Here is a 25,486-nt window from a genome sequence, read left to right on the forward strand (position 1 = left end):
GCGTCTTTTCTTTTTGGATACGTTTAAAAAGGAGCTTGTATAAATGCAAACTATGACGATAAAAGAAGCGGAAAATGTATTGAAAGAAATTATGAATGAAGAAGATGATCGCTTTCAACTGTTAATGAAAGATGATCGAAAAGGTGTTCAAAAGCTCGTTTTGAAGTGGTATAAACAAAAAGAGTTAGAACAGAAAGAAAAAGAGAAGTTTTTTGAAATGTCCAAGTATGAAAATGCTTTGCGTGAAAAAGGGGTCACATATATCGCGGGTATTGATGAAGTAGGGCGCGGGCCATTGGCTGGGCCTGTTGTGACGGCAGCTGTCGTTCTTCCTGAGGATTTTTATATTCCAGGGTTAAATGATTCGAAAAAGTTGAGTGAAGCGAAACGTGAGCGTTTTTATGATGAAATAAAAGTACAAGCAATTGCAATTGGAGTAGGAATTGTATCACCAGAAGTTATTGATGACATTAATATTTACCAAGCAACGAAACAAGCGATGTTAGATGCAGTTGCGAATTTATCTTGTACACCCCAACATTTATTAATTGATGCGATGAAACTTCCTACACCAATTCCGCAAACATCAATTATTAAAGGTGATGCGAAAAGTGTTTCGATTTCAGCCGCATCCATTATCGCAAAAGTAACGAGAGATCGTATGATGAAAGAACTGGGAGAGAAGTATCCTCAATATGGATTTGAGCAACATATGGGATATGGCACAAAGCAACATTTAGAGGCAATTCAAGTGCATGGAGTATTAGATGAACACCGAAAGTCATTCGCGCCAATTAAAGATATGATTCAAAAATAAGCTGTAAATATACAGCTTATTTTTTTATTTTGGTATATAAACATTACTATTTCCGAAAAAGAATAAAGCGATTTCAGTTTTCTGACACTTTATTGTAGACAGCGTGCCAATCATCTTATACAATGGCAATGTAATGTTTTTTAAACATTAAAAAACTTTTCGAGTAAAACAGGAAAACAGGGGAGGATGGGACCATGAATATCCATGAGTACCAAGGTAAGGCAGTCCTTAGAAGCTATGGGGTTAGCGTTCCGAACGGGAAGGTTGCATTTACAGTAGAAGAAGCTGTAGAAGCGGCGAAAGAATTAGGAACAGATGTATGTGTAGTGAAAGCACAAATTCACGCTGGTGGACGCGGCAAAGCTGGCGGAGTAAAAGTTGCAAAAAATTTAGATGAAGTTCGTACATATGCAGAAAGCATTTTAGGAACTACACTTGTGACACATCAAACAGGTCCTGAAGGTAAGGAAGTAAAACGCTTACTTATCGAAGAAGGTTGCGATATTAAAAAAGAATATTATGTAGGTCTAGTTTTAGATCGTGCAACTTCTCAAGTTGTTTTAATGGCGTCTGAAGAAGGCGGAACAGAAATTGAAGAAGTAGCAGAAAAAACACCTGAAAAAATCTTTAAAGAATATATTGATCCAGCAGTAGGCTTACAAGGTTTCCAAGCGCGCCGAATCGCATTTAACATCAATATTCCAAAAGAGCTTGTAGGACAAGCTGTGAAGTTTATGATGGGCTTATACCGTGCGTTTATCGAAAAAGATTGCTCTATCGCTGAGATTAACCCACTTGTTACAACAGGTGAAGGTAAAGTTATGGCATTAGATGCAAAATTAAACTTTGATTCTAATGCATTATATCGCCATAAAGACATTTTAGAGCTTCGTGATCTTGATGAAGAGGATTCAAAAGAAATTGAAGCTTCAAAATACGACTTAAACTACATTCCTTTAGATGGAAATATCGGTTGTATGGTTAATGGTGCAGGTTTAGCGATGGCTACAATGGATATCATTAAACATTACCACGGTGACCCAGCTAACTTCTTAGATGTTGGTGGCGGTGCAACTGCAGAAAAAGTTACAGAAGCATTCAAAATTATCCTTTCTGACAAAAATGTAAAAGGTATCTTCGTTAACATTTTTGGTGGCATTATGAAGTGTGATGTTATTGCAGAAGGTGTTATTGAAGCAACGAAACAAGTAGGTCTTGAGTTACCTTTAGTTGTACGTCTTGAAGGTACAAACGTAGAACTAGGTAAGAAAATTTTAAATGAGTCTGGCTTAAATATTGTTGCAGCAGAATCTATGGCAGACGGTGCACAAAAAATTGTTTCACTAGTGGGCTAATAGAAAGCGGGGGAGAAAAATGAGCGTATTAGTTAATAAAGATACAAAAGTTATTGTTCAAGGTATTACAGGTTCTCAAGGTTTATTCCATACAAAACAAATGATTGAATACGGTACGAAAATTGTCGGTGGTGTAACACCAGGTAAGGGCGGCACTGATATTGAAGGTGTACCAGTATTTGATACAGTAGAAGATGCAGTGAAAGCAACAGGGGCAAACGCTTCAGTTGTATACGTTCCACCCGCTTTTGCGGCAGATGCAATTATGGAAGCTGTTGATGCAGAAATTGATTTAGTAGTATGTATTACTGAAGGGATTCCTGTATTAGATATGGTAAACGTAAAGAGATATATGGCGGGTAAACATACACGTTTACTTGGACCAAACTGCCCAGGTGTAATCACACCGGATGAATGTAAGATTGGTATTATGCCAGGATATATTCATAAAAAAGGTCATGTTGGTATCGTATCTCGCTCTGGTACATTAACGTATGAAGCTGTACATCAGTTAACACAAGAAGGTATTGGCCAATCTACTGCTGTAGGTATCGGCGGAGACCCTGTTAACGGTACAGACTTTATTGATGCTTTAAAAGCATTTAATGAAGATGAAGAAACACATGCTGTAATTATGATTGGTGAAATCGGCGGTACAGCAGAAGAAGAGGCAGCTGAATGGGTAAAAGCTAATATGACAAAACCTGTTGTAGGCTTCATTGGTGGTCAAACAGCGCCTGCTGGCAAACGTATGGGCCATGCTGGTGCAATCATTTCTGGCGGTAAAGGAACTGCTGCTGAAAAGATTAAAACAATGGAAGCTTGTGGCATTAAAGTAGCTGAAACTCCAGCAGTTATGGGAGAAACGCTAATCTCTGTTTTAAAAGAAAAAGGTTTATTTGAGACTTGTAAAAACTATTAATCTGTTGAAAGACACCTTCTTACTTGAGGGTGTCTTTTTAGACTTTTTCTGTTTACATAATAAAAATTATGGGTAAGGAGAATCAAGATGAAAAGAGAGAGATTATTACATCTTCATTACTTGCTAGCAGATTATTGGAAAGCGATGGAGAGGCTACTATATGTCGATCCAGAATTAGAGAACATATATAATTTTAACGAAAAACAAATGGAACACTACACTGGAATATCCTCGAAAAAATCTTCAGAACTAGTAAAATTTCTTCAAAGTTCAAATCTTCCGCAATATATATCTTATTTAGAGAAAAATCGTATTTTTTATATAACGATATGGGATGAAAATTATCCGCAATTATTACGTGAAATACAAGATCCTCCCTTCGTTTTATATGGAAAAGGAGAGAAAGATTTCCTGAATAAAGTAAATAAATTAGCAGTTGTTGGAACGAGAGAACCATCATTATATGGTCATGAGAGTTTGAAGTTTATTTTACACCCTTTATTAGAAAGAGAGTGGCTTATTGTCAGTGGGTTTGCAAAAGGGATAGATACAATGTCTCATGAGATTACAGTAAGGCATCATTGCCCGACTATTGCGATATTAGGGCATGGATTGTCTTTTATGTATCCGAAAGAAAATAGACCTTTATATGAAATGTGGAAGGAATATATATTGTTATTGACAGAGTATCCGCCGCACTATGCACCGAAAAAATGGTATTTTCCAAAAAGAAACCGGATTATTAGTGGTATAAGTAAAGGTGTTTTAGTTGTAGAAGCGAAATCGAGAAGTGGAACACTTATTACTGCGGACCTTGCGTTAGAGCAAAGTAGAGAGGTATTTGCGCTTCCTGGACCTATATTTATAGAGGGGGCATCGGGAACGAATCATCTTATTCAGCAAGGAGCAAAACTAGTAAGAAATGCAGAAGATATCTTGGAAGAGATTTTAAATTAACCATATATTTTTATGTTTTTATTAAACAATTATTGACAAATGGTAGATTGGCACTGTATGGTATATTCATTCTTGATTGACAAAAACAAGAGAAATCAATAAGATTAATGAAGACTTGAATCCACCTCTTAAGGAGGCACTAGCATGTCAGATTACCTCGTAATCGTGGAGTCGCCTTCTAAGGCGAAGACCATTGAGAAATATTTAGGGAAAAAATACAAAGTTGTCGCGTCTATGGGACATGTTCGCGATTTGCCAAAAAGTCAAATGGGGATAGAAGTAAAGAACAACTTCACCCCGAAGTATATTACCATTCGTGGTAAAGGTCCCGTCTTAAAAGATTTAAAATCAGCGGCCAAAAAAGCAAAGAAAGTCTATCTTGCGGCCGATCCAGACCGTGAAGGGGAAGCGATTGCTTGGCATTTAGCGAATACGTTAAATGTGGACGTTGAATCAGATTGTCGGGTTGTGTTTAATGAGATTACGAAAGATGCAATCAAAGAATCATTTAAACATCCTCGTGCAATCAATATGGATTTAGTGGATGCACAACAAGCAAGACGTATACTTGATCGTCTTGTTGGTTACAATATTAGTCCTTTATTATGGAAGAAAGTAAAAAAAGGATTAAGTGCAGGACGTGTACAATCTGTAGCAGTTCGTTTAATCATCGAGCGTGAAAGGGAAATTCAAAACTTTGAACCTGAAGAATTCTGGACAATTAAAACAGAATTTGTAAAAGGAAAAGACACATTTGAAGCAAGCTTTTACGGTGTAGATGGTGAAAAAGTTCAATTAACAAATGAAACGCAAGTGAATGAAATAATTGAACAGATGAAAGAGAATGCGTTTTCAGTTGAAAATGTAACGCGCAAAGAGCGAAAACGTAACCCTGCATTACCGTTTACAACATCTTCCTTGCAACAAGAAGCAGCCCGTAAGTTAAACATGCGAGCAAAGAAAACAATGATGCTTGCACAGCAATTGTATGAAGGGATAGATCTTGGAAAACAAGGAACTGTAGGTCTTATTACGTATATGAGAACTGATTCAACACGTATCTCAGAAACAGCTCAAACAGAGGCTCGTACTTACATCACTGAAGCGTATGGTACGGAATACATAGGAACAGAAAAGAAGAAAGAAACGAAAAAGTCAAATGCACAAGATGCGCATGAGGCAATTCGTCCTACTTCGGTAATGAGAAAGCCAGAGGAACTAAAAAGTTTCTTAGGTCGTGATCAACTTCGATTATATAAATTGATTTGGGAGCGATTTGTTGCAAGTCAAATGGCGTCTGCTATAATGGATACTGTGACAGCGAGACTCATTAATAACAATGTTCAGTTCCGTGCAAGTGGATCGGTTGTAAAGTTCCCAGGATTTATGAAAGTGTATGTAGAGTCAAAAGATGATGGTGCTGAAGAAAAGGATAAGATGTTGCCGCCTTTAGAAGTAGGGGAAACTGTATTTTCAAAGGATTTAGAACCAAAGCAACATTTTACACAACCTCCTCCGCGCTATACAGAGGCTCGCCTAGTAAGAACACTTGAAGAACTTGGAATTGGAAGACCGTCGACATATGTACCTACACTTGAAACGATTCAAAAGCGTGGGTATGTAGGCTTGGATAATAAACGCTTCGTTCCGACTGAACTTGGTGAAATAGTAATTGAACTTATTTTAGAGTTTTTCCCAGAAATTATTAACATTGAATTTACTGCCAATATGGAGCAAAGCCTTGATGAAGTAGAAGAAGGAAATGCGAATTGGGTAAAAATTGTTGATGATTTCTACGTAGGTTTTGAACCGCGTTTAGAAAAAGCGGAAAAAGAAATGCGTGAAGTGGAAATTAAAGATGAACCAGCTGGGGAAGATTGTGAACTATGTAATCACCCAATGGTCTTTAAAATGGGTAAATACGGGAAATTTATGGCTTGCTCGAATTTCCCAGATTGTCGTAATACAAAGCCGATTGTGAAAGAAATCGGTGTTACTTGTCCAAAGTGTGATAAGGGTCAAATTATTGAACGCCGTAGTAATAAAAAGAAACGTCTTTTCTATGGGTGCGGTACGTATCCGGAATGCGACTTTGTATCTTGGGATAAGCCAATTGGTCGTAAGTGTCCGAAGTGCGAAGGCATGCTTGTAGAGAAAAAGTTGAAAAAAGGCGTGCAAGTACAATGTATTTCGTGCGATTATGAAGAAGAACAACAAATGTGAGCGTAACTGCTCACATTTTTTTCGGGAAGAAAAGGAAAGGTGATATAAATGACAACACAAGTAGTAAACGTCATTGGCGCAGGTCTTGCAGGAAGTGAAGCAGCTTACCAAATTGCAAAACGTGGTGTCCAAGTTAGATTATATGAAATGAGACCGGTAAGGCAAACGCCAGCTCATCACACAGATAAATTCGCTGAATTAGTATGTAGTAACTCACTTCGTGCAAACACTTTAACAAATGCGGTTGGAGTTATTAAAGAGGAAATGCGCTTAATGGATTCTGTAATTATTCGTGCGGCGGATGAGTGCTCTGTACCAGCTGGAGGCGCTTTAGCTGTAGACCGTCATGAGTTCGCAGCTAAAGTAACAGAATACGTAAAGAACCATCCAAATGTAACTGTAATGAATGAAGAAATTACAGATATTCCAGAGGGACCGACAATTATTGCTACAGGTCCATTAACATCTCCTGATCTTTCTGCAAAATTGAAAGAATTAACAGGAGAAGATTATTTCTACTTCTATGATGCTGCAGCCCCAATCGTAGAAAAAGACAGCATTGACATGAATAAAGTATATTTAAAATCGCGTTATGACAAAGGTGAAGCTGCATATTTAAATTGCCCAATGACAGAAGAAGAGTTTGATCGTTTTTATGAGGCTCTAATTGCTGCTGAGACAGTGCCTTTAAAAGAGTTTGAAAAAGAAATTTTCTTTGAAGGTTGTATGCCAGTAGAGGTTATGGCAAGTAGAGGGAGACAGACGTTAGTATTTGGACCTATGAAACCTGTTGGATTGGAAGATCCAAAAACAGGGAAAACGCCATATGCTGTTGTTCAGTTACGTCAAGATGATGCAGCGGGAACTTTATACAATATCGTAGGTTTCCAAACACATTTAAAGTGGGGACCGCAAAAAGAAGTGCTACAGTTAATTCCAGGATTGGAAAATGCAGAGATTGTACGTTATGGTGTAATGCATCGTAATACGTTTATTAATTCACCTAATTTGCTTCGTCCAACATATCAATATAAACAACGGGATGATTTATTCTTCGCTGGTCAAATGACTGGAGTAGAGGGATATGTTGAATCAGCAGCATCAGGATTATTAGCAGGAATTAATGCTGCGCGTCTTGTGCAAGGTGAAGAGCCAGTTGTATTACCGCCAGTAACTGCGATGGGTAGCATGGCAAATTACATTACGGCAACGAACGCTAAAAACTTCCAACCGATGAATGCGAACTTCGGTCTATTTGCACCGTTAGAGAAGAAGATTAAAAAGAAAGCAGAACGAAATGAAGCGTACGCAGCACGCGCTTTAGAAACGATTCGAAATTTTGTAAATATTTAGTTAAATTTCTTGCAAAGGCTACTAAGTTGTGATACGATTTAGTAGCCTTTATTGAGGTGAGTTGTGTGAATGTGAAGAAATTGTTACAATTATTCGTTGGATATTTACAAATTGAAAGAAATTATTCAAAATATACAATTGCAAGTTATCAAAATGATTTAGAACATTTTGTGCAATTTATGGAACGAGAAGGCATATCCTCTTTTTTAGACGTTACATACGCGGATGTTCGTTTGTACTTAACGACGTTGCACGATGAGAAGTTAGCCCGTAAATCTGTCGCAAGAAAAGTATCAAGCTTACGAAGTTTATATCGTTTTTTGATGCGTGAAGGTTATCGAAAGGATAATCCGTTTGCACTTGCGTCACTCCCCAAAAAAGAATTGTCAATCCCAAAGTTTTTATATGCTGAAGAGTTAGAGGAATTATTTGAAGTTTCTGACACGGAAACACCATTAGGTCAAAGGAATCAAGCTTTGTTAGAGTTGATGTATGCGACTGGGATCCGTGTGAGTGAATGTGTCAATTTACAACTTACCGATATTGACTTTGCGGTGGGAACAATTTTAGTAATGGGAAAAGGAAAAAAACAAAGGTATATTCCGTTCGGAAGCTATGCGCAAGATTCTTTAATTACTTATATAGAGAATGGGAGAAAACAGTTAGTTAATAAGACTGACGAAGACTCTCATATGGTATTTTTAAATGCGAAAGGTAAACCGCTAACAAGTCGTGGAGTTCGTTATGTTTTAAATGAACTCATTAAAAAGGCTTCGCTGACAATGCGGATAAGTCCCCATATGTTAAGGCATACATTTGCTACACATATGCTAGATGAAGGGGCGGATTTACGTACTGTACAGGAGTTATTAGGCCATGAAAATTTGTCGACGACACAAATTTATACGCATGTCTCTAAAGAAAGATTGCGTTCTGTTTACATGAAGCATCACCCGCGGGCATAAATTGCTTTAAAAGCTATAAAAACAAATAAAGGAGTTTTTTCTATGGGAAATTTCCACGCTACAACGATATTTGCAGTTCATCATAATGGAGAATGTGCAATGGCTGGAGATGGCCAAGTGACAATGGGAAATGCTGTTGTAATGAAACATACAGCTCGTAAAGTTCGTAAACTTTTCCAAGGTAAAGTTTTAGCTGGTTTCGCAGGATCAGTTGCTGACGCATTTACTCTTTTTGAAATGTTTGAAGGGAAATTAGAAGAGTATAATGGCAACTTGCAGCGTGCTGCTGTTGAAATGGCTAAACAATGGCGTGGCGATAAAATGTTACGTCAGCTAGAAGCAATGCTCATTGTCATGGATAAAACAACTATGCTCCTTGTTTCAGGTACAGGAGAAGTGATTGAACCGGATGATGGTATTTTAGCAATTGGATCTGGTGGGAATTATGCACTTTCTGCAGGTCGTGCTTTAAAGCAATATGCAAGTGAACACTTAACAGCGAAGCAAATTGCGAAAGCGAGTTTAGAGATTGCTGGCGATATTTGTGTTTATACGAATCACAACATAATTGTTGAAGAATTGTAGAATCGTAAGGGAGGCATTTTATATGCATTTACATTTTACTCCGCGCCAAATTGTGGAAAAATTAGATCAATACATCATCGGTCAAAAAGACGCAAAGAAAGCGGTTGCTGTAGCGTTGAGAAATCGATATCGTCGCAGTAAATTAGCTGAAAATTTACGTGACGAAATTGCACCTAAAAATATCTTAATGATTGGACCGACAGGTGTTGGGAAAACAGAGGTAGCACGACGAATGGCGAAACTCGTTGGAGCACCTTTTATTAAGGTTGAGGCTACAAAATTCACAGAAGTTGGATATGTGGGTAGAGATGTAGAGTCAATGGTACGTGACCTGGTGGAAACATCGGTTCGTATCGTAAAAGAAGAAATGGTAGTGAAAGTTCAAGATAAAGCCGAAGAGCAAGCGAATCAACGTCTTGTTGAAATTTTAGTACCGAGTCCAGAGAAACAATCTGGATTCAAAAATCCATTAGAGATGCTTTTTGGAGGTACTCAAAATTCGAATCAAACGTCTGATACACAAGAAGATGTTGAAATCGAAAAGAAGCGTCAAGATGTGGAGAGAAAGCTTGCTGCAGGGCTTCTTGAAGACGAAATTGTATCGATTGAAGTGACTGAACAACAGTCTTCCATGTTTGATATGTTACAAGGAACTGGCATGGAGCAAATGGGAATGAATTTCCAAGATGCGCTAGGAAGTTTTATGCCGAAAAAAACGAAAAAACGTAAACTTTCTGTAAAAGAAGCAAGAAAACTCTTGACAAATGAAGAGGCACAGCGCTTAATTGATATGGATGAAGTTACACAAGAGGCTGTTTATCGTGCTGAACAGCTCGGGATTATTTTTATCGATGAAATTGACAAAATTGCTGGTAAGCAGTCGAATAGCGTAGATGTATCACGTGAAGGTGTGCAACGTGACATTTTGCCGATTGTAGAAGGGTCGAATGTTGCGACAAAATACGGATCAGTAAAAACGGATTATATTTTATTCGTTGCAGCTGGAGCGTTCCATATGTCTAAACCGTCGGATTTAATTCCGGAATTGCAAGGGAGATTTCCGATTCGAGTAGAATTAACAAAATTATCGACAGACGATTTTGTTAAAATACTAATCGAGCCTGACAATGCGTTAATTAAACAATATATGGCATTATTAGCGACTGAAGGTATAGAAATTGAATTTTCAGACGAAGCTATTCGTAAGATTGCTGAGATTGCTTATCAAGTTAATCAGGATACAGATAATATTGGAGCAAGAAGACTTCATACAATTATGGAGAAGCTCCTTGAAGATTTATCGTTTGAAGCATCTGAAATTACGTTAGAGAAAATAACGATAACACCTCAATACGTTGAGGAGAAATTAGCAACAATTGCTAAAAATAAAGATGTGAGCCAGTTTATTTTGTAATAGTGTCATCAGGTGACTCGCCCTAGTTTCCAAGTGATGAAAAAATATGTGAGTAACATGTAGGAGGAACTTTTGAAATGGAATTATTAGCAAAAACGAGAAAATTAAATGCGTTATTACAGAGCGCAGCAGGGAAGCCTGTAAACTTTAGAGAAATGTCTGACACAATGTGTGAAGTAATCGAAGCAAACGTATTCGTAGTTAGCCGTCGTGGTAAATTACTAGGTTATGCAATTCACCAACAAATCGAAAACGAACGCATGAAGCAAATGCTTGCAGAACGTCAATTCCCAGAAGAATATACACAAAGCTTATTCAACATTACAGAAACATCTTCAAACTTAGATGTGAACAGTGCTTACACAGCATTCCCAGTAGAAAACAGAGAATTATTTGGTCAAGGTTTAACTACAATCGTACCAATCGTTGGTGGCGGTGAGCGTCTAGGGACATTAGTATTAGCTCGTCTTGGTCAAGAGTTCTTAGATGATGATTTAATCCTTGCTGAGTACAGCTCAACTGTTGTAGGTATGGAAATCTTACGTGAAAAAGCAGAAGAAATCGAAGAGGAAGCACGTAGTAAAGCTGTTGTTCAAATGGCGATCAGCTCATTATCTTACAGTGAGTTAGAAGCGATTGAGCACATCTTCGAAGAATTAAATGGAACAGAAGGTTTACTTGTTGCAAGTAAAATTGCTGATCGCGTAGGAATTACTCGTTCTGTAATCGTAAATGCACTACGTAAATTAGAAAGTGCTGGTGTTATTGAGTCTCGTTCTTTAGGTATGAAAGGAACATACATTAAAGTGCTAAACGACAAGTTTCTACAGGAACTTGCTAAATTAAAAACAAACTAATTTGTAAAAAACTCTCCTCAATCGAGGAGAGTTTTTTATGTGCAATGGATAGATGGTGCTTGTGAAAAGTGTCATAAGCGTGTTTTCTGAGAAAACTATTAATTGTATTTATTTTTTTGCTTAAAAGAAATGAAGGTTGGTAATACTAGAATTCGAGTATGAACAAAGAAAGTTTTACATTGTTCGCATTTTCGACTTGATTGTAATATTTCAGTATGATATAGTAAGCAGTGGTGTCAGTACAAAGTACACACGTTTACTGATTTAAGTGTTGGTGCTACGTTTGTAGTTTCGCTTAGAGATGAAGTAAACGGAGGATATCAAAAACCATTTAGGAGGAACTATATTATGTCAGTAATTTCTATGAAGCAATTGCTTGAAGCTGGTGTTCATTTCGGACATCAAACTCGTCGTTGGAACCCAAAAATGAAGCGTTACATTTTCACAGAGCGTAACGGTATCTACATCATCGACTTACAAAAAACTGTGAAAAAAGTTGAGGAAGCTTACAGAACGATGCGCGACATCGCTGCTGAAGGCGGAGACATCTTATTCGTAGGTACTAAAAAACAAGCACAAGAAGCTATTAAAGAAGAAGCAACTCGTGCTGGTATGTACTTCGTTAACCAACGTTGGTTAGGCGGAACTTTAACAAACTTCCAAACAATCCAAAAGCGTATCAAGCGTCTTAAAGACATCGAAAGAATGCAAGAAGATGGTACTTTCGAAGTACTTCCTAAGAAAGAAGTTGTTCAACTTAAAAAAGAGTTAGAGCGTCTTGAGAAATTCTTAGGCGGTATTAAAGATATGAAAGGTCTTCCAAGTGCATTATTCGTAGTAGACCCTCGTAAAGAGCGTATTGCAGTTGCTGAAGCACGCAAATTACACATTCCAATCATCGGTATCGTTGATACAAACTGTGATCCAGACGAAATCGATCACGTTATCCCAGCAAACGATGATGCAATTCGTGCTGTAAAACTTCTTACATCTAAAATGGCAGACGCGATCCTTGAAGCAAAACAAGGTGAAGAAACTGTTACTGCGTAACAAAGTTGGAAAGGTGATAAGGGGTTCGGCCTTTTATCACCTTTTTTAAGGTATAAACACCTTTATAAAAGGTATAAATACATATTTTAGGAGGATGAAAAGTATGGCAATCACTGCTCAAATGGTAAAAGAATTACGTGAAAAAACTGGCGCAGGTATGATGGACTGCAAAAAAGCTTTAACAGAAACTAACGGCGACATGGAGAAGGCAATTGACTTCTTACGTGAAAAAGGTATTGCGAAAGCTGCTAAAAAAGCTGACCGCATTGCTGCTGAAGGTTTAACTTTCATCGAAACAAACGGTAACGACGCTTTAATCTTAGAATTAAACTCTGAAACTGATTTCGTTGCGAAAAACGAAGGTTTCCAAACACTAATTAAAGAATTAGCTGCTCACTTATTAACTAACAAACCAGCTAACGTTGAAGAAGCTATGGCTCAAACAATGGAAAACGGTAAAAAAGTTGAAGAGCACATCAACGAAGCAATCGCTAAAATTGGTGAAAAACTTACACTTCGTCGTTTCGAAATCGTATCAAAAACTGATGCAGATGCATTCGGCGCTTACCTACACATGGGTGGACGCATTGGTGTATTAACAGTTCTTGAAGGTTCTACTGATGAAGCTGCTGCTAAAGATGTTGCAATGCACATCGCTGCAGTTAACCCTAAATACATCGACCGCGATGCTGTAACAGCTGAAGAAGTTGAGCATGAGCGTCAAGTATTAACACAACAAGCATTAAACGAAGGCAAGCCTGAGAAAATCGTTGCAAAAATGGTTGAAGGCCGTTTAGGCAAATTCTTCGAAGAGATTTGCTTACTTGACCAAGCATTCGTTAAAAACCCTGATATGAAAGTTCGTCAGTTCGTTGAGTCTAAAGGCGGAACATTAAAAGGATTCGTTCGCTACGCTGTTGGTGAAGGTATCGAAAAACGCGAAGACAACTTTGCTGAAGAAGTAATGAACCAAGTAAAAGGTAGCAACTAATACAGATTAGGGAACACATTGTGTTCCCTTTTTTAAAATAAAGATGTAAGCAATTGGAGGTTCATTATGAGTAAACCGAAATATAATCGTGTCGTTTTAAAGCTAAGTGGAGAAGCTTTAGCTGGAGAGCAAGGATTTGGAATTAACCCAACTGTTATTAAGTCAGTTGCGGAACAAGTAAAAGAAATTGCAGAACTTGATGTAGAGGTTGCTGTTGTTGTTGGTGGCGGTAACATTTGGCGTGGGAAAATTGGAAGTGAAATGGGCATGGATCGTGCAGGGGCAGATTACATGGGCATGTTAGCGACAGTTATGAATTCATTAGCTCTTCAAGATAGCTTGGAGAATATCGGAATTCAAACTCGTGTACAAACTTCAATTGAGATGCGTCAAGTTGCAGAACCTTACATTCGTCGTAAAGCAGTTCGTCACTTAGAGAAAAAACGTGTTGTTATCTTTGCAGCAGGTACAGGTAACCCATATTTCTCTACAGATACAACAGCAGCATTACGTGCGGCAGAAATTGAAGCAGATGTAATTTTAATGGCGAAAAACAATGTAGATGGTGTATATAATGCGGATCCATCTATTGATCCAACAGCTACGAAATATGAAACGCTTACTTACTTAGACGTATTAAAAGAAGGTTTAGGTGTAATGGATTCTACAGCTTCTTCTCTATGTATGGATAATGATATTCCATTAATTGTATTCTCAGTTATGGAAAAAGGTAATATTAAACGTGCCGTTTTAGGCGAAAATATCGGAACAGTGGTAAGGGGGAAATAAATATGGGACAACAAGTATTGAAGTCTTCAAATGAAAAAATGGAAAAAGCAGTTGCTGCTTATTCTCGTGAATTAGCAACAGTTCGTGCTGGCCGTGCAAACGCGTCTGTATTAGATAAGGTACAAGTTGATTACTATGGTGCACCAACACCAGTTGTGCAATTAGCGAACATTACAGTTCCAGAAGCGCGTTTACTAGTAATTCAACCTTATGATAAAACTTCTATCGGTGATATTGAAAAAGCAATTTTAAAAGCAGATTTAGGCTTAAATCCTTCTAATGATGGAACTGTAATTCGTATTGCGTTCCCTGCATTAACAGAAGAACGTCGTCGTGATCTTGTAAAAGTTGTGAAAAAATATGCTGAAGAAGCTAAAGTTGCTGTTCGTAACGTACGTCGTGACGGAAATGATGATCTTAAGAAGCTTGAAAAAGCTGGCGAGATTACAGAAGATGATTTAAGAGGATATACTGAAGATATCCAAAAAGAAACAGATAAATATATTGCAAAAGTTGACGAAATCGCAAAAAACAAAGAAAAAGAAATCATGGAAGTGTAATAGCGATAACTTCGCAATTATGACCCTCTTCTTAAGGGGGTCTTTTTACACTTTTAGGCATACGTCTGCTTGCTGGAGGGTATGAATGATGTTTAAAAACTTTCCTTTTTTTAAAGGTAAAAAGGACACATCGTTTGATCATCTCGTTGAAGAAGTGAAAAAAGGATATATCCCAGAACATATTGCCATCATTATGGATGGGAATGGAAGATGGGCAAAGAGGAGAGCAATGCCTCGTATTGCGGGACATCATGAAGGTATGCAAGTTGTAAAGAAAATTACAAAATTTGCAAGTAAACTTAATGTGAAAGTGTTAACTCTTTATGCTTTTTCAACTGAGAACTGGAAAAGACCGAAAAAGGAAGTTGATTATTTAATGAAGCTTCCAGAAGAATTTCTAGGTACATTTTTACCAGAATTGATTGAAGAAAACGTACAAGTCCGAGTAATAGGGCAAAAAGATCGTCTTCCTACGCATACACGCAGAGCGATGGAGAAAGCCATGGAAGATACGAAAGAGAATACGGGATTAATTCTTAATTTCGCGTTAAACTATGGAAGTCGAGATGAAATCGTTTCTGCTGTGCAACATATGATGAAAGATAATGAGGAAGGAAAAATTCGTTCTGAAGAGGTAAGTGAAGAAATGCTTTCCTCCTACTTAATGACGAATTCTTTACCTGATCCAGAGTTGTTAATCCGAACAAGCGGAGAGCTACGTATTAGTAATTTCATGTTATGGCAAATTGCATATTCGGAGTTTTGGTTTACAGACGTGTATTGGCCAGACTTCAAAGAAGAACATTTGCTAAATGCGATTACTGACTTTCAACATAGAGGGCGCAGATTCGGAGGCGTGTAGAAAGAGAGGGTTTGGTAGTGAAACAGAGAATTATTACTGGAGTGGTTGCTGCCGCGCTATTCATTCCCATCGTAATATACGGTGGCGTGCCTTTTACGGTTTTAGTGTATGCACTTGCTTCTATAGGTTTATATGAATTAATTCGTATGAATAAGCTTACGCTTATTTCAGTACCGACAGTTTTAGCTGCAGTATTATTGTGGATTCTTTTAATTCCAAGTAGTGCATCAGAACTGTTTACATGGATTGGATTAGGTAAATTGGAAATCACATTTGTGATTGTTTTATTACTTTTATCATATACAGTCCTTTCTAAGAATACATTTACTTTTGATAATGCTTCATTTTTACTGATGGCGACGACATATGTGGCAATGGGATTCTTATATTTAAATGAAACGAGAATATTAGGAATTAAATATGTATTTTGCGCATTATTTGTTATATGGGCTACTGATTCAGGCGCATATTTCGTAGGAAAAGCATTGGGCAAGAGAAAATTGTGGCCAGAAATCAGTCCAAATAAAACGATTGAAGGTTCATTAGGGGGCATCGTTTGTGGAATTATTGTGGCACTTGTTTACAACGTGTTCTTCCCAGTCGAATCGAATGTAGTAATTTTAATTGTGCTGACAATTATCATTTCTATTTTTGGACAAATTGGTGATTTAGTACAATCTGCTTTTAAACGTCATTATGGCGTAAAGGATTCAGGTACAATTTTACCTGGGCATGGTGGTATATTAGACCGAACAGATAGTTGGTTATTCGTTTTACCAATTCTCTACTTCTTATTACAATACAATTAATAAATGAACGAGGGGTTGGAGTCATGAAAAACATTAGTTTATTAGGTGCAAGCGGATCAATTGGTACACAAACTTTAGATGTATTACGCTCGCACCCAGACCAATTCCGTCTCGTTGCTTTTTCTGTAGGGAAAAATATTGACTACGCAGTAAAGGTAATTCAAGAATTTTCTCCGCAAATCGTCTCTGTGCAAAGAGAGGAAGATGTTTTAAAATTACAATCTGTTTCTGGTAATACAAAAATTGTATATGGTAGTGAAGGACTTTTAGAAGTAGCATTACATCCAGATGCGGAGATTGTAGTAAATGCTGTTGTAGGTAGCGTAGGGTTGTTACCAACACTTCGTGCAATTGAGGCGAAAAAAACAATTGGAATTGCAAATAAAGAAACGTTAGTAACTGCAGGACATCTTGTAATGGAAGCAGCACGAAAACATAATGTTTCGTTACTTCCAGTTGATAGTGAACATTCGGCTATTTTTCAATGCTTGAATGGTGAAAATGAAAAAAGAATTTCTCGTCTTATTATAACGGCTTCTGGTGGAAGTTTCCGCGATAAAACGAGGGATGAATTGCATCGTGTGACCGTAGAAGATGCGCTTCGACATCCAAACTGGTCAATGGGTTCGAAAATTACAATTGATTCTGCTACAATGATGAATAAGGGACTAGAAGTAATTGAAGCACATTGGCTTTTTGGTATCCCTTATGAGCAAATCGATGTTGTTTTACATAAAGAAAGTATTATCCATTCTATGGTTGAATTTGAAGATCGTAGTGTAATGGCGCAGCTTGGTTCACCTGATATGCGAGTACCAATTCAATACGCACTTACATATCCTGATAGATTGCCTCTTTCAGACACAAAACAGTTAAACTTATGGGAAATAGGGGCGTTGCATTTTGAGAAAATGGACCAAGAACGATTCCGTTGTTTACGTTTTGCGTATGAAGCTGGAAAAGCAGGTGGAAGTATGCCAGCTGTAATGAACGCAGCGAATGAAGTAGCTGTTGAAGCCTTTTTACAAAAGAGAATTGATTTCTTAACAGTGGAAGACCTCATTGAAAAAGCAATGAACCATCACAATGTCATTGCACGACCGAGCTTAGAGGAAATTTTGGAAATTGATGCGGCCACAAGACGGTTTGTGATGGAACAAATTTAGCAAAGGTGGTTATGGAATTGAATACAGCGATTGCCTTTATATTAATTTTCGGTGCACTCGTATTTTTCCATGAGCTAGGGCATCTATATTTCGCAAAAAGAGCAGGTATTTTATGCCGCGAGTTTGCGATTGGTTTTGGTCCGAAAATATTCTCATTTGAAAAGAATGAAACGGTGTATACGATTCGATTACTGCCCCTTGGTGGCTATGTAAGAATGGCTGGCGAGGATGCGGACACAGTTGAGTTAAAGCCTGGGAAAAAGGTTGGCCTTGTATTAAATGAAAAAGACGAAGTTGTGAAATTAGTTTTTGATGGATATGAAAAGTATCCAAATGTTCGTGTTATTGAAGTCGAACAAGCTGATTTGGAGCATAATTTAACAATTTCGGGCTATGAAGAGTACGAGGAAGAGCTTCAAACATTCCGAGTGAATGAAAAGGCTCGTATTATTACTGCGGGGGAAGAAATTCAAATTGCCCCGTATAATAGACAATTTGGCTCGAAAAAACTAGGGCAACGCGCTTTAACAATCTTTGCGGGTCCTGCAATGAACTTCATTTTAGCATTTGTTATTTTTGTGATTCTTGGATTTGTACAAGGGGTCCCTATTGACAAACCAATGGTCGGAAAAGTGATGGATAACAGTGCAGCACAGCAAGCTGGATTGAAAGAGAATGATACAATTCAAGCTATTGATGGGAAAAACACAAGTACATGGAAAGATGTTGTTACTATTGTACGTGAAAACCCAAATAAAGAAATTACGTTACAAGTAAAGCGTGATAATGAACAGTTTAATGTGAAAGTAACGCCAACACTCGATAAAGAAGGAAAAGACGAAGTTGGTAGGATCGGTGTTTATTCTCCTGTAGAGAAAACAGTGATGGGTTCTATTAAATCAGGTTTTGAACAAACGTACCAATGGACGAAACTAATTTTTGAGTCTCTTGTGAAATTAGTAACTGGTCAATTTTCTATTAATGAGTTGTCAGGTCCAGTAGGAATTTATAATCTAACAGATCAAGTTGTAGATTATGGGTTTACGCGTGTACTAAGTTTAGCTGCAGTTCTAAGCATTAATCTTGGTTTATTTAATTTATTACCAGTTCCTGCTTTAGATGGTGGCCGTTTATTCTTCTTCTTAATTGAAGCGTTACGAGGGAAACCAATTGATCGCCAAAAAGAAGGAATGGTTCACTTTATTGGTTTTGCATTATTAATGTTACTTATGTTAGTTGTAACTTGGAATGACATTCGTAAGTTTTTCTTGTAAAATAAAGTGAAACTTATAATGAAATAGAGCTCGTAGAATAAAATCCCTCACCTAACTCGAGGTGAGGGGTTTTACTGCGTGTAAGAGTAAAATGAAGAGGTGCAAATAAATGAAACAAAGTATGGTATTCAGTCCTACATTACGTGAAGTTCCAGCTGATGCTGAAATTAAGAGTCATCAGCTATTACTTCGTGCAGGTTTTATGCGTCAAAATGCTTCTGGTATTTATAGCTTTCTACCATTTGGATTAAAAGTATTACACAAAGTAGAACGTATCGTTCGAGAAGAAATGGAGCGCGCAGGAGCTGTAGAATTATTAATGCCAGCTATGCAAGCTGCAGAATTATGGCAAGAATCAGGTCGTTGGTATTCTTACGGATCTGAATTAATGCGTATGAAAGATCGTAACGCTCGTGAATTCGCATTAGGAGCGACACATGAGGAAGTAATTACGGATCTTGTGCGTGATGAAGTGAAATCATATAAAAAATTACCGTTAACATTATACCAAATTCAAACAAAATTCCGTGATGAGCAAAGACCTCGTTTCGGCTTATTACGTGGAAGAGAGTTTCTAATGAAAGATGCATACTCTTTCCATGCTACACAAGAGAGCTTAGATGAAGTATACGATCGCTTATATAAAGCATACTCTAACATTTTTGCTCGCTGTGGCTTGAATTTCCGTGCAGTTATTGCTGATTCTGGAGCAATGGGCGGAAAAGATACACATGAATTTATGGTATTATCTGATGTTGGTGAAGATACAATTGCATACTCTGACACATCTGATTATGCAGCAAACATCGAAATGGCTCCTGTTGTAGCTACGTATACGAAGAGTGACGAAGCAGAAAAAGCACTTGAAAAAGTAGCAACACCAGACCAAAAAGCAATTGAAGAAGTATCTGCATTCTTAAACATTGCAGCTGACAAGTGCATTAAGTCTATGGTGTTTAAAGTAGATGAGAAATTAGTAGTTGTACTTGTTCGTGGTGATCACGAAGTAAACGATGTGAAAGTGAAAAATGTATACGGCGCTTCAGTTGTTGAGCTTGCTTCTCATGAAGAAGTAAAAGCATTATTAAATTGTGAAGTTGGTTCATTAGGACCGATTAATGTAACAGGTGATATCGAAATTATTGCTGATCACGCTGTAGCATCAATTGTTAACGGATGTTCAGGAGCGAATGAAGAAGGGTTCCATTATGTAAATGTAAATCCAGAACGTGACTTTAAAGTAAGTCAATATACAGATTTACGCTTTATTCAAGAAGGAGACCAATCTCCAGATGGAAACGGAACAATTCTTTTCGCACGCGGAATTGAAGTTGGTCATGTATTCAAATTAGGAACTCGTTATAGTGAAGCAATGAACGCAACATTCCTAGATGAAAATGGAAAAACACAACCACTTATTATGGGTTGTTACGGTATCGGTGTATCTCGTACAGTAGCAGCAATTGCAGAGCAATTTAACGATGAGAACGGCTTAGTTTGGCCAAAAGCGGTAGCACCGTTCCATGTGCATGTAATTCCAGTAAATATGAAATCTGATGCACAACGTGAAATGGGTGAAAATATCTACAACTCATTACAAGAACAAGGCTATGAAGTGTTATTAGACGATCGTGCAGAACGTGCAGGTGTTAAATTTGCAGATGCAGATTTATTCGGTCTTCCAGTTCGTGTTACAGTTGGTAAAAAAGCAGACGAAGGTATTGTAGAAGTGAAAGTACGTGCTACAGGTGAGTCTGAAGAAGTAAAAGTAGAAGAACTTCAAACATATATTGCAAATATTTTAAAATAAGAAGAGGTACCTCGTAATGGGGTACCTTCTCTTTCTTTGTAAACGTATTTTGTAAAAGAAGAGGTGAGAAATCTTTCTTTGTGGTACGTTTCAATTTATAATAGCAAATGGAAGGAGAGTGCTTATGTCTTTAACAAATGAACAACAAGAGCGATTTCAAATTTTGCTCCAGCAGTTGCAAATACCAGACGACCTTATAAATCAATATTTACAAGGCGGTGGTATTGAAAGGCTCGTTATTGATAAAGCGAATAAAAGTTGGCATTTTGATTTACAAGTGCCACGTATTTTGCCTACAGAATTATATGAATTGCTAGAAACAAAGCTTAAGCAATCATTTTCTCATATTGCAAGAACAACATTTGCATTAGAAACAGAGAATAAACAATTTACAGAAGAAGAAGTGAGGGCGTATTGGCCGCTTTGTACGGAACGAATTACATTTTCACCTATGTTCGCATACTTAAAGAAGCAGCTTCCACAGGTGAATGGAGTGAAGTTGCTAATAAATGTAAATAACGAGCTGGAGTCTACGGCTTTAAAGAAAAACGTTGCGAAACCAGTAGGGGATCAATACGAAGTTTTTGGATTCCCGCGTTTTCAGTTAGACACACATATACAGCAAAATACAGAAGAAATGCAAAAGTTTCGTGAACAAACGCAGCAAGAAGACCGTGAGCGTGTTATACAAGCTATGGAAGAAATGGCGAAGAAGCAAGCTGAAGAAAGCAGCGTTGTGTATGAAGGACCGATTACACTCGGGTATCTTATTAAGCCAGATGAAGAGATTACACCGATGCGAGAAATTCAAGATGAAGAAAGAAGAAAAACGGTTCAAGGATATGTCTTCCATGTAGAAACAAAAGAGCTTCGTAGTGGGCGTACGTTATTAACTTTAAAAATAACGGATTATACGGATTCTATTATGATCAAAATGTTCTCACGTGACAAAGAAGATATTCCAATGCTGCAATCCTTGAAAAAAGGAATGTGGGTGAAAGCGCGTGGTTCTGTTCAAAATGATACATTCGTTCGAGATTTAGTAATGATTGCAAATGATATTAATGAAATAACAGGACCGTCTCGTAAAGATAAAGCACCAGAAGGCGAAAAACGAGTAGAGCTGCATCTCCATACTCCGATGAGTCAAATGGACGCTGTCACTCCAGTTTCTAAGCTTGTTGCTCAAGCTGGTAAATGGGGACATGAGGCTATTGCGGTTACAGATCATGCCGTGGCTCAGTCCTTCCCAGAGGCGTATTCTGCAGGGAAGAAGGCTGGTGTTAAAGTTATATATGGTGTAGAAGCAAATCTAGTTAATGATGGTGTACCGATAGCGTATAACGAAGCGCATCGTTTACTTGCAGAGGAAACGTATGTTGTTTTCGACGTTGAGACGACAGGTTTATCAGCTGTATACGATACAGTCATTGAGTTGGCTGCCGTAAAAGTAAAGGGTGGCGAAATTATTGATCGCTTTGAATCTTTCGCAAATCCACATCAACCATTATCAGCGACGATTATTGAATTGACAGGTATTACGGATGATATGTTAACTGATGCACCTGAAGTGGACGAAGTGTTTAAAAAGTTTGAGGAATGGATGGGCGACCATACACTTGTTGCCCATAACGCGAGCTTTGATATGGGCTTTATTAACGTAGGTTTTAAAAAGGCTGGACTAGAAAAAACGAATAATCCAGTTATTGATACGTTAGAACTTGCACGATTTTTATTCCCAGAAATGAAAAATCATCGATTAAATACGATGTGTAAAAAACTTGATATTGAATTAACACAACATCACCGTGCGATTTATGATACAGAAGCGACGGGATATTTACTTGTGAAAATGTTGAAAGACGTAATTGAAAAGGGATTTGAATATCACGATCAATTAAATGATAGCATGGGACAAGGGGATGCGTATAAGCGTGGCCGTCCAAGTCATATGACGTTACTTGCCACATCAGATGTTGGATTGAAAAATTTATATAAACTTGTTTCATATTCTCACCTTAATTACTTTTACCGTGTACCACGTGTGCCGAGATCACTATTAAAAAAATATCGTGAAGGGATTTTAGTAGGAACGGCTTGTGATAAAGGTGAAGTGTTCGAGGCAATGATGCAAAAGGCACCTGAAGAGGTAGAAGAAATTGCCCAGTTCTATGATTACATTGAAGTAATGCCTCCAGAGGTGTTGCGTCATTTAGTAGAACGTGAGCTTGTTCGAGACGAAGGTCAATTAAAAACAATTATTTCTAACTTAGTAAAACTAGGTGAGACGTTAGATAAACCAGTTGTTGCTACAGGAAACGTGCATTATTTAGACCCTGAGGATGCGATGTATCGTAAAATTTTAGTCAGTTCGCAGGGCGGAGCCAATCCGTTAAATCGACATTCATTACCGCCAGTACATTTCCGTACAACTGATGAAATGTTAGAATGTTTTTCATTCTTAGGTGAAGACAAAGCGAAAGAAGTTGTTGTAACAAATACACAAAAGATTGCGTCATTAATTGGTGATGTGCATCCAGTAAAAGACGATCTATACACACCGAAAATTGAAGGTGCTGATGATGAAACGCGTGATATGAGTTATAAAATGGCGCGTAGCATTTATGGTGAAGAACTACCGGAAATTGTAGAAGCACGTTTAGAAAAAGAATTAAAAAGTATTATTGGGCATGGATTCGCCGTAATTTATTTAATTTCACATAAGCTTGTGAAAAAATCGTTAGTAGACGGATATCTAGTAGGTTCGCGTGGATCGGTAGGGTCATCATTTGTTGCAACGATGATGGAAATTACAGAAGTAAACCCATTACCACCACACTATGTATGTCCGAAGTGTAAGCAATCAGAATTCTTTAATGATGGTTCTGTAGGTTCTGGTTTTGACTTACCAGATAAAGAATGTCCTGCTTGTAATATTCCATATGTAAAAGATGGACATGACATTCCTTTCGAAACGTTCCTTGGATTTAAAGGAGATAAGGTGCCCGATATCGATTTGAACTTCTCCGGGGAATACCAACCACGTGCCCATAACTATACGAAAGTACTGTTCGGTGAAGACTATGTATATCGTGCAGGAACGATTGGTACAGTTGCGGAAAAAACTGCTTACGGATATGTAAAAGGTTATGCAAATGATCATAACTTAACGATTCGAAATGCAGAGATTGATCGCTTAGTAGCAGGGTGTACCGGTGTAAAACGTACAACAGGACAGCATCCAGGCGGTATTATCGTTGTGCCAGATTACATGGATATCTTTGATTTCTCACCAATACAGTACCCAGCTGATTCAATTGGTGCTGAATGGAGAACAACGCATTTTGATTTCCACTCGATTCATGATAATTTATTAAAACTTGATATACTAGGACACGATGATCCGACCGTTATTCGTATGTTACAAGATTTAAGTGGTATTGATCCGAAAACAATCCCAACGGATGATCCAGAAGTAATGAAAATTTTCTCTGGTCCAGAATCGTTAGGGGTAACAGAAGAGCAAATTAACTGTAAAACAGGTACACTTGGTATACCAGAGTTTGGTACAAAATTCGTAAGACAGATGTTAGAAGAGACAAAACCGACGACATTCTCAGAGTTAGTCCAAATTTCTGGACTATCACATGGTACTGACGTATGGCTTGGTAATGCAAACGAGTTAATTTATAACGGTACATGTACGCTGAGCGAAGTTATCGGTTGTCGTGATGACATCATGGTATATTTAATCTATCAAGGTCTAGATCCATCATTAGCCTTCAAAATCATGGAGTCGGTTCGTAAAGGTAAAGGTGTACCGGAAGAATGGGAAGAAGACATGAAAAATAATAATGTACCAGGTTGGTATATTGATTCATGTAAGAAGATTAAATACATGTTCCCTAAAGCCCATGCGGCTGCTTACGTACTTATGGCTGTACGTATCGCATATTTTAAAGTACATTTTGCACTGTTATTCTATGCCGCATATTTTACAGTTCGTGCAGATGATTTTGATGTAGAGGCAATGGCGAAAGGTTCAGCATCTATACGTGCAAGAATTGATGAAATTGCTCAAAAAGGATTGGATGCAGCGCCGAAAGAGAAAAGTTTATTAACAGTACTAGAAATGACACTTGAAATGTGTGAGCGAGGATACTCATTCCAAAAGGTGGATTTATACCGCTCACATGCAACAGAATTTATTATTGATGGAGACACATTAATTCCTCCATTTAATGCGGTACCTGGTCTTGGTACAAACGCAGCTTTAAGTATTGTGGAAGCACGTAAAAATGGAGACTTCTTATCAAAAGAGGACTTGCAGCAGCGTAGTAAGGTCTCGAAAACAATTATTGAGTATTTAGATAGTCAAGGTTGTTTAGGAGATTTACCGGATCAAAACCAGTTATCACTGTTCTAGTAGGTAGGAAAAGTCTTTGCAAATCAACATTTCCTATGATATACTATTAACCGAGATAACCATGTCATGTATATTGTGTAAAGAAAAGAGTGGGGAAACCCACTCTTTCGTGTTACTATCTATGTTTTCTCTACGTAGATAGGTAAAAGATTTCTGTCGTATATACATATTTTGTTACAAGTTTTACTTCTTAAATTTGGTAATACTAAGACAGATAATCCCTGCTGAACAGCAGGGGCTTTTGTTAGCTAACGAGAAAGAATAAGATAGACCGTTTTTAAAGTGGCGGGGTCTTCTTCTT

General features: G+C 37.7%; 20 protein-coding genes. All 20 read left to right on the plus strand.

Annotated elements, in window-relative coordinates:
• Nucleotides 1-43 precede the first annotated feature (43 nt).
• The 20 genes from EBQ15_RS20295 (at nucleotide 44) to EBQ15_RS20390 (ending at nucleotide 25,185) form a co-directional block, all read left to right on the plus strand.
• Entirely contained in the window at nucleotides 44-817 is a 774-nt protein-coding gene (locus EBQ15_RS20295; RefSeq protein ID WP_001194262.1) for a ribonuclease HII, read from the plus strand.
• A 194-nt stretch (nucleotides 818-1,011) separates the two neighbouring features.
• Nucleotides 1,012-2,172 (plus strand): ADP-forming succinate--CoA ligase subunit beta, encoded by a 1,161-nt coding sequence (sucC, locus tag EBQ15_RS20300; RefSeq protein WP_001020791.1) that lies wholly within the window; start codon nucleotides 1,012-1,014, stop codon nucleotides 2,170-2,172.
• A gap of 19 nt (nucleotides 2,173-2,191) precedes the next feature.
• Entirely contained in the window at nucleotides 2,192-3,094 is a 903-nt protein-coding gene (gene sucD / locus EBQ15_RS20305) for a succinate--CoA ligase subunit alpha (RefSeq protein ID WP_000115178.1), read from the plus strand.
• Nucleotides 3,095-3,181: 87 nt separating this feature from the next.
• On the plus strand, nucleotides 3,182-4,051 hold the full coding sequence (dprA, locus tag EBQ15_RS20310; RefSeq protein WP_000818039.1) for a DNA-processing protein DprA: 870 nt from the start codon (nucleotides 3,182-3,184) through the stop codon (nucleotides 4,049-4,051).
• Between the two features lie 144 nt (nucleotides 4,052-4,195).
• The gene (topA, locus tag EBQ15_RS20315; protein ID WP_001286964.1) at nucleotides 4,196-6,274 is read left to right on the plus strand and encodes a type I DNA topoisomerase; all 2,079 of its coding nucleotides are present in this window, start codon (nucleotides 4,196-4,198) and stop codon (nucleotides 6,272-6,274) included.
• Between the two features lie 48 nt (nucleotides 6,275-6,322).
• Nucleotides 6,323-7,627, plus strand: a complete 1,305-nt coding sequence (trmFO, locus tag EBQ15_RS20320; RefSeq protein ID WP_000213002.1) for an FADH(2)-oxidizing methylenetetrahydrofolate--tRNA-(uracil(54)-C(5))-methyltransferase TrmFO — start codon at nucleotides 6,323-6,325, stop codon at nucleotides 7,625-7,627.
• A 65-nt stretch (nucleotides 7,628-7,692) separates the two neighbouring features.
• Nucleotides 7,693-8,592, plus strand: a complete 900-nt coding sequence (gene xerC, locus EBQ15_RS20325) for a tyrosine recombinase XerC (RefSeq protein ID WP_001101241.1) — start codon at nucleotides 7,693-7,695, stop codon at nucleotides 8,590-8,592.
• Between the two features lie 42 nt (nucleotides 8,593-8,634).
• On the plus strand, nucleotides 8,635-9,177 hold the full coding sequence (gene hslV, locus EBQ15_RS20330) for an ATP-dependent protease proteolytic subunit HslV (RefSeq protein ID WP_000526272.1): 543 nt from the start codon (nucleotides 8,635-8,637) through the stop codon (nucleotides 9,175-9,177).
• Between the two features lie 22 nt (nucleotides 9,178-9,199).
• Nucleotides 9,200-10,591 carry an ATP-dependent protease ATPase subunit HslU gene (gene hslU, locus EBQ15_RS20335; protein ID WP_000550087.1) on the plus strand — a complete coding sequence of 464 codons (1,392 nt, stop codon included), beginning with the start codon at nucleotides 9,200-9,202 and terminating at the stop codon, nucleotides 10,589-10,591.
• Nucleotides 10,592-10,668: 77 nt separating this feature from the next.
• On the plus strand, nucleotides 10,669-11,448 hold the full coding sequence (codY, locus tag EBQ15_RS20340; RefSeq protein WP_000421290.1) for a GTP-sensing pleiotropic transcriptional regulator CodY: 780 nt from the start codon (nucleotides 10,669-10,671) through the stop codon (nucleotides 11,446-11,448).
• A 348-nt stretch (nucleotides 11,449-11,796) separates the two neighbouring features.
• Nucleotides 11,797-12,498, plus strand: coding sequence for a 30S ribosomal protein S2 (rpsB, locus tag EBQ15_RS20345; RefSeq protein WP_000111485.1), 702 nt, complete (start codon nucleotides 11,797-11,799; stop codon nucleotides 12,496-12,498).
• 103 nt (nucleotides 12,499-12,601) lie between these two features.
• Entirely contained in the window at nucleotides 12,602-13,489 is an 888-nt protein-coding gene (gene tsf, locus EBQ15_RS20350; protein WP_001018578.1) for a translation elongation factor Ts, read from the plus strand.
• Between the two features lie 66 nt (nucleotides 13,490-13,555).
• On the plus strand, nucleotides 13,556-14,278 hold the full coding sequence (pyrH, locus tag EBQ15_RS20355; protein WP_000042668.1) for a UMP kinase: 723 nt from the start codon (nucleotides 13,556-13,558) through the stop codon (nucleotides 14,276-14,278).
• 2 nt (nucleotides 14,279-14,280) lie between these two features.
• Nucleotides 14,281-14,838: a ribosome recycling factor gene (frr, locus tag EBQ15_RS20360; protein WP_000531501.1), complete on the plus strand. Its 558-nt coding sequence runs from the start codon at nucleotides 14,281-14,283 to the stop codon at nucleotides 14,836-14,838.
• 85 nt (nucleotides 14,839-14,923) lie between these two features.
• On the plus strand, nucleotides 14,924-15,700 hold the full coding sequence (gene uppS / locus EBQ15_RS20365; protein ID WP_000971295.1) for an isoprenyl transferase: 777 nt from the start codon (nucleotides 14,924-14,926) through the stop codon (nucleotides 15,698-15,700).
• Between the two features lie 17 nt (nucleotides 15,701-15,717).
• Nucleotides 15,718-16,509, plus strand: a complete 792-nt coding sequence (gene cdsA / locus EBQ15_RS20370; protein WP_000813592.1) for a phosphatidate cytidylyltransferase — start codon at nucleotides 15,718-15,720, stop codon at nucleotides 16,507-16,509.
• Between the two features lie 23 nt (nucleotides 16,510-16,532).
• Nucleotides 16,533-17,675, plus strand: coding sequence for a 1-deoxy-D-xylulose-5-phosphate reductoisomerase (dxr, locus tag EBQ15_RS20375; RefSeq protein WP_000790374.1), 1,143 nt, complete (start codon nucleotides 16,533-16,535; stop codon nucleotides 17,673-17,675).
• A 17-nt stretch (nucleotides 17,676-17,692) separates the two neighbouring features.
• Nucleotides 17,693-18,949 (plus strand): RIP metalloprotease RseP, encoded by a 1,257-nt coding sequence (gene rseP / locus EBQ15_RS20380; RefSeq protein ID WP_001090243.1) that lies wholly within the window; start codon nucleotides 17,693-17,695, stop codon nucleotides 18,947-18,949.
• 109 nt (nucleotides 18,950-19,058) lie between these two features.
• Entirely contained in the window at nucleotides 19,059-20,759 is a 1,701-nt protein-coding gene (locus tag EBQ15_RS20385) for a proline--tRNA ligase (protein WP_000814299.1), read from the plus strand.
• Nucleotides 20,760-20,883: 124 nt separating this feature from the next.
• On the plus strand, nucleotides 20,884-25,185 hold the full coding sequence (locus EBQ15_RS20390) for a PolC-type DNA polymerase III (protein WP_000060005.1): 4,302 nt from the start codon (nucleotides 20,884-20,886) through the stop codon (nucleotides 25,183-25,185).
• Nucleotides 25,186-25,486 lie beyond the last annotated feature (301 nt).

This window comes from Bacillus sp. 2D03 (genome assembly GCF_003946765.1).
GTDB lineage: Bacteria > Bacillota > Bacilli > Bacillales > Bacillaceae_G > Bacillus_A > Bacillus_A cereus.

Coding starts and splice junctions, on each gene's coding strand:
- pyrH (WP_000042668.1), top strand. CDS start 13,556: ATGAGTAAACCGAAATATAATCGTGTCGTTTTAAAGCTAAGTGGAGAA.
- dxr (WP_000790374.1), top strand. CDS start 16,533: ATGAAAAACATTAGTTTATTAGGTGCAAGCGGATCAATTGGTACACAA.
- rpsB (WP_000111485.1), top strand. CDS start 11,797: ATGTCAGTAATTTCTATGAAGCAATTGCTTGAAGCTGGTGTTCATTTC.
- uppS (WP_000971295.1), top strand. CDS start 14,924: ATGATGTTTAAAAACTTTCCTTTTTTTAAAGGTAAAAAGGACACATCG.
- EBQ15_RS20385 (WP_000814299.1), top strand. CDS start 19,059: ATGAAACAAAGTATGGTATTCAGTCCTACATTACGTGAAGTTCCAGCT.
- codY (WP_000421290.1), top strand. CDS start 10,669: ATGGAATTATTAGCAAAAACGAGAAAATTAAATGCGTTATTACAGAGC.
- tsf (WP_001018578.1), top strand. CDS start 12,602: ATGGCAATCACTGCTCAAATGGTAAAAGAATTACGTGAAAAAACTGGC.
- topA (WP_001286964.1), top strand. CDS start 4,196: ATGTCAGATTACCTCGTAATCGTGGAGTCGCCTTCTAAGGCGAAGACC.
- dprA (WP_000818039.1), top strand. CDS start 3,182: ATGAAAAGAGAGAGATTATTACATCTTCATTACTTGCTAGCAGATTAT.
- hslU (WP_000550087.1), top strand. CDS start 9,200: ATGCATTTACATTTTACTCCGCGCCAAATTGTGGAAAAATTAGATCAA.
- sucD (WP_000115178.1), top strand. CDS start 2,192: ATGAGCGTATTAGTTAATAAAGATACAAAAGTTATTGTTCAAGGTATT.
- hslV (WP_000526272.1), top strand. CDS start 8,635: ATGGGAAATTTCCACGCTACAACGATATTTGCAGTTCATCATAATGGA.
- EBQ15_RS20295 (WP_001194262.1), top strand. CDS start 44: ATGCAAACTATGACGATAAAAGAAGCGGAAAATGTATTGAAAGAAATT.
- frr (WP_000531501.1), top strand. CDS start 14,281: ATGGGACAACAAGTATTGAAGTCTTCAAATGAAAAAATGGAAAAAGCA.
- EBQ15_RS20390 (WP_000060005.1), top strand. CDS start 20,884: ATGTCTTTAACAAATGAACAACAAGAGCGATTTCAAATTTTGCTCCAG.
- trmFO (WP_000213002.1), top strand. CDS start 6,323: ATGACAACACAAGTAGTAAACGTCATTGGCGCAGGTCTTGCAGGAAGT.
- sucC (WP_001020791.1), top strand. CDS start 1,012: ATGAATATCCATGAGTACCAAGGTAAGGCAGTCCTTAGAAGCTATGGG.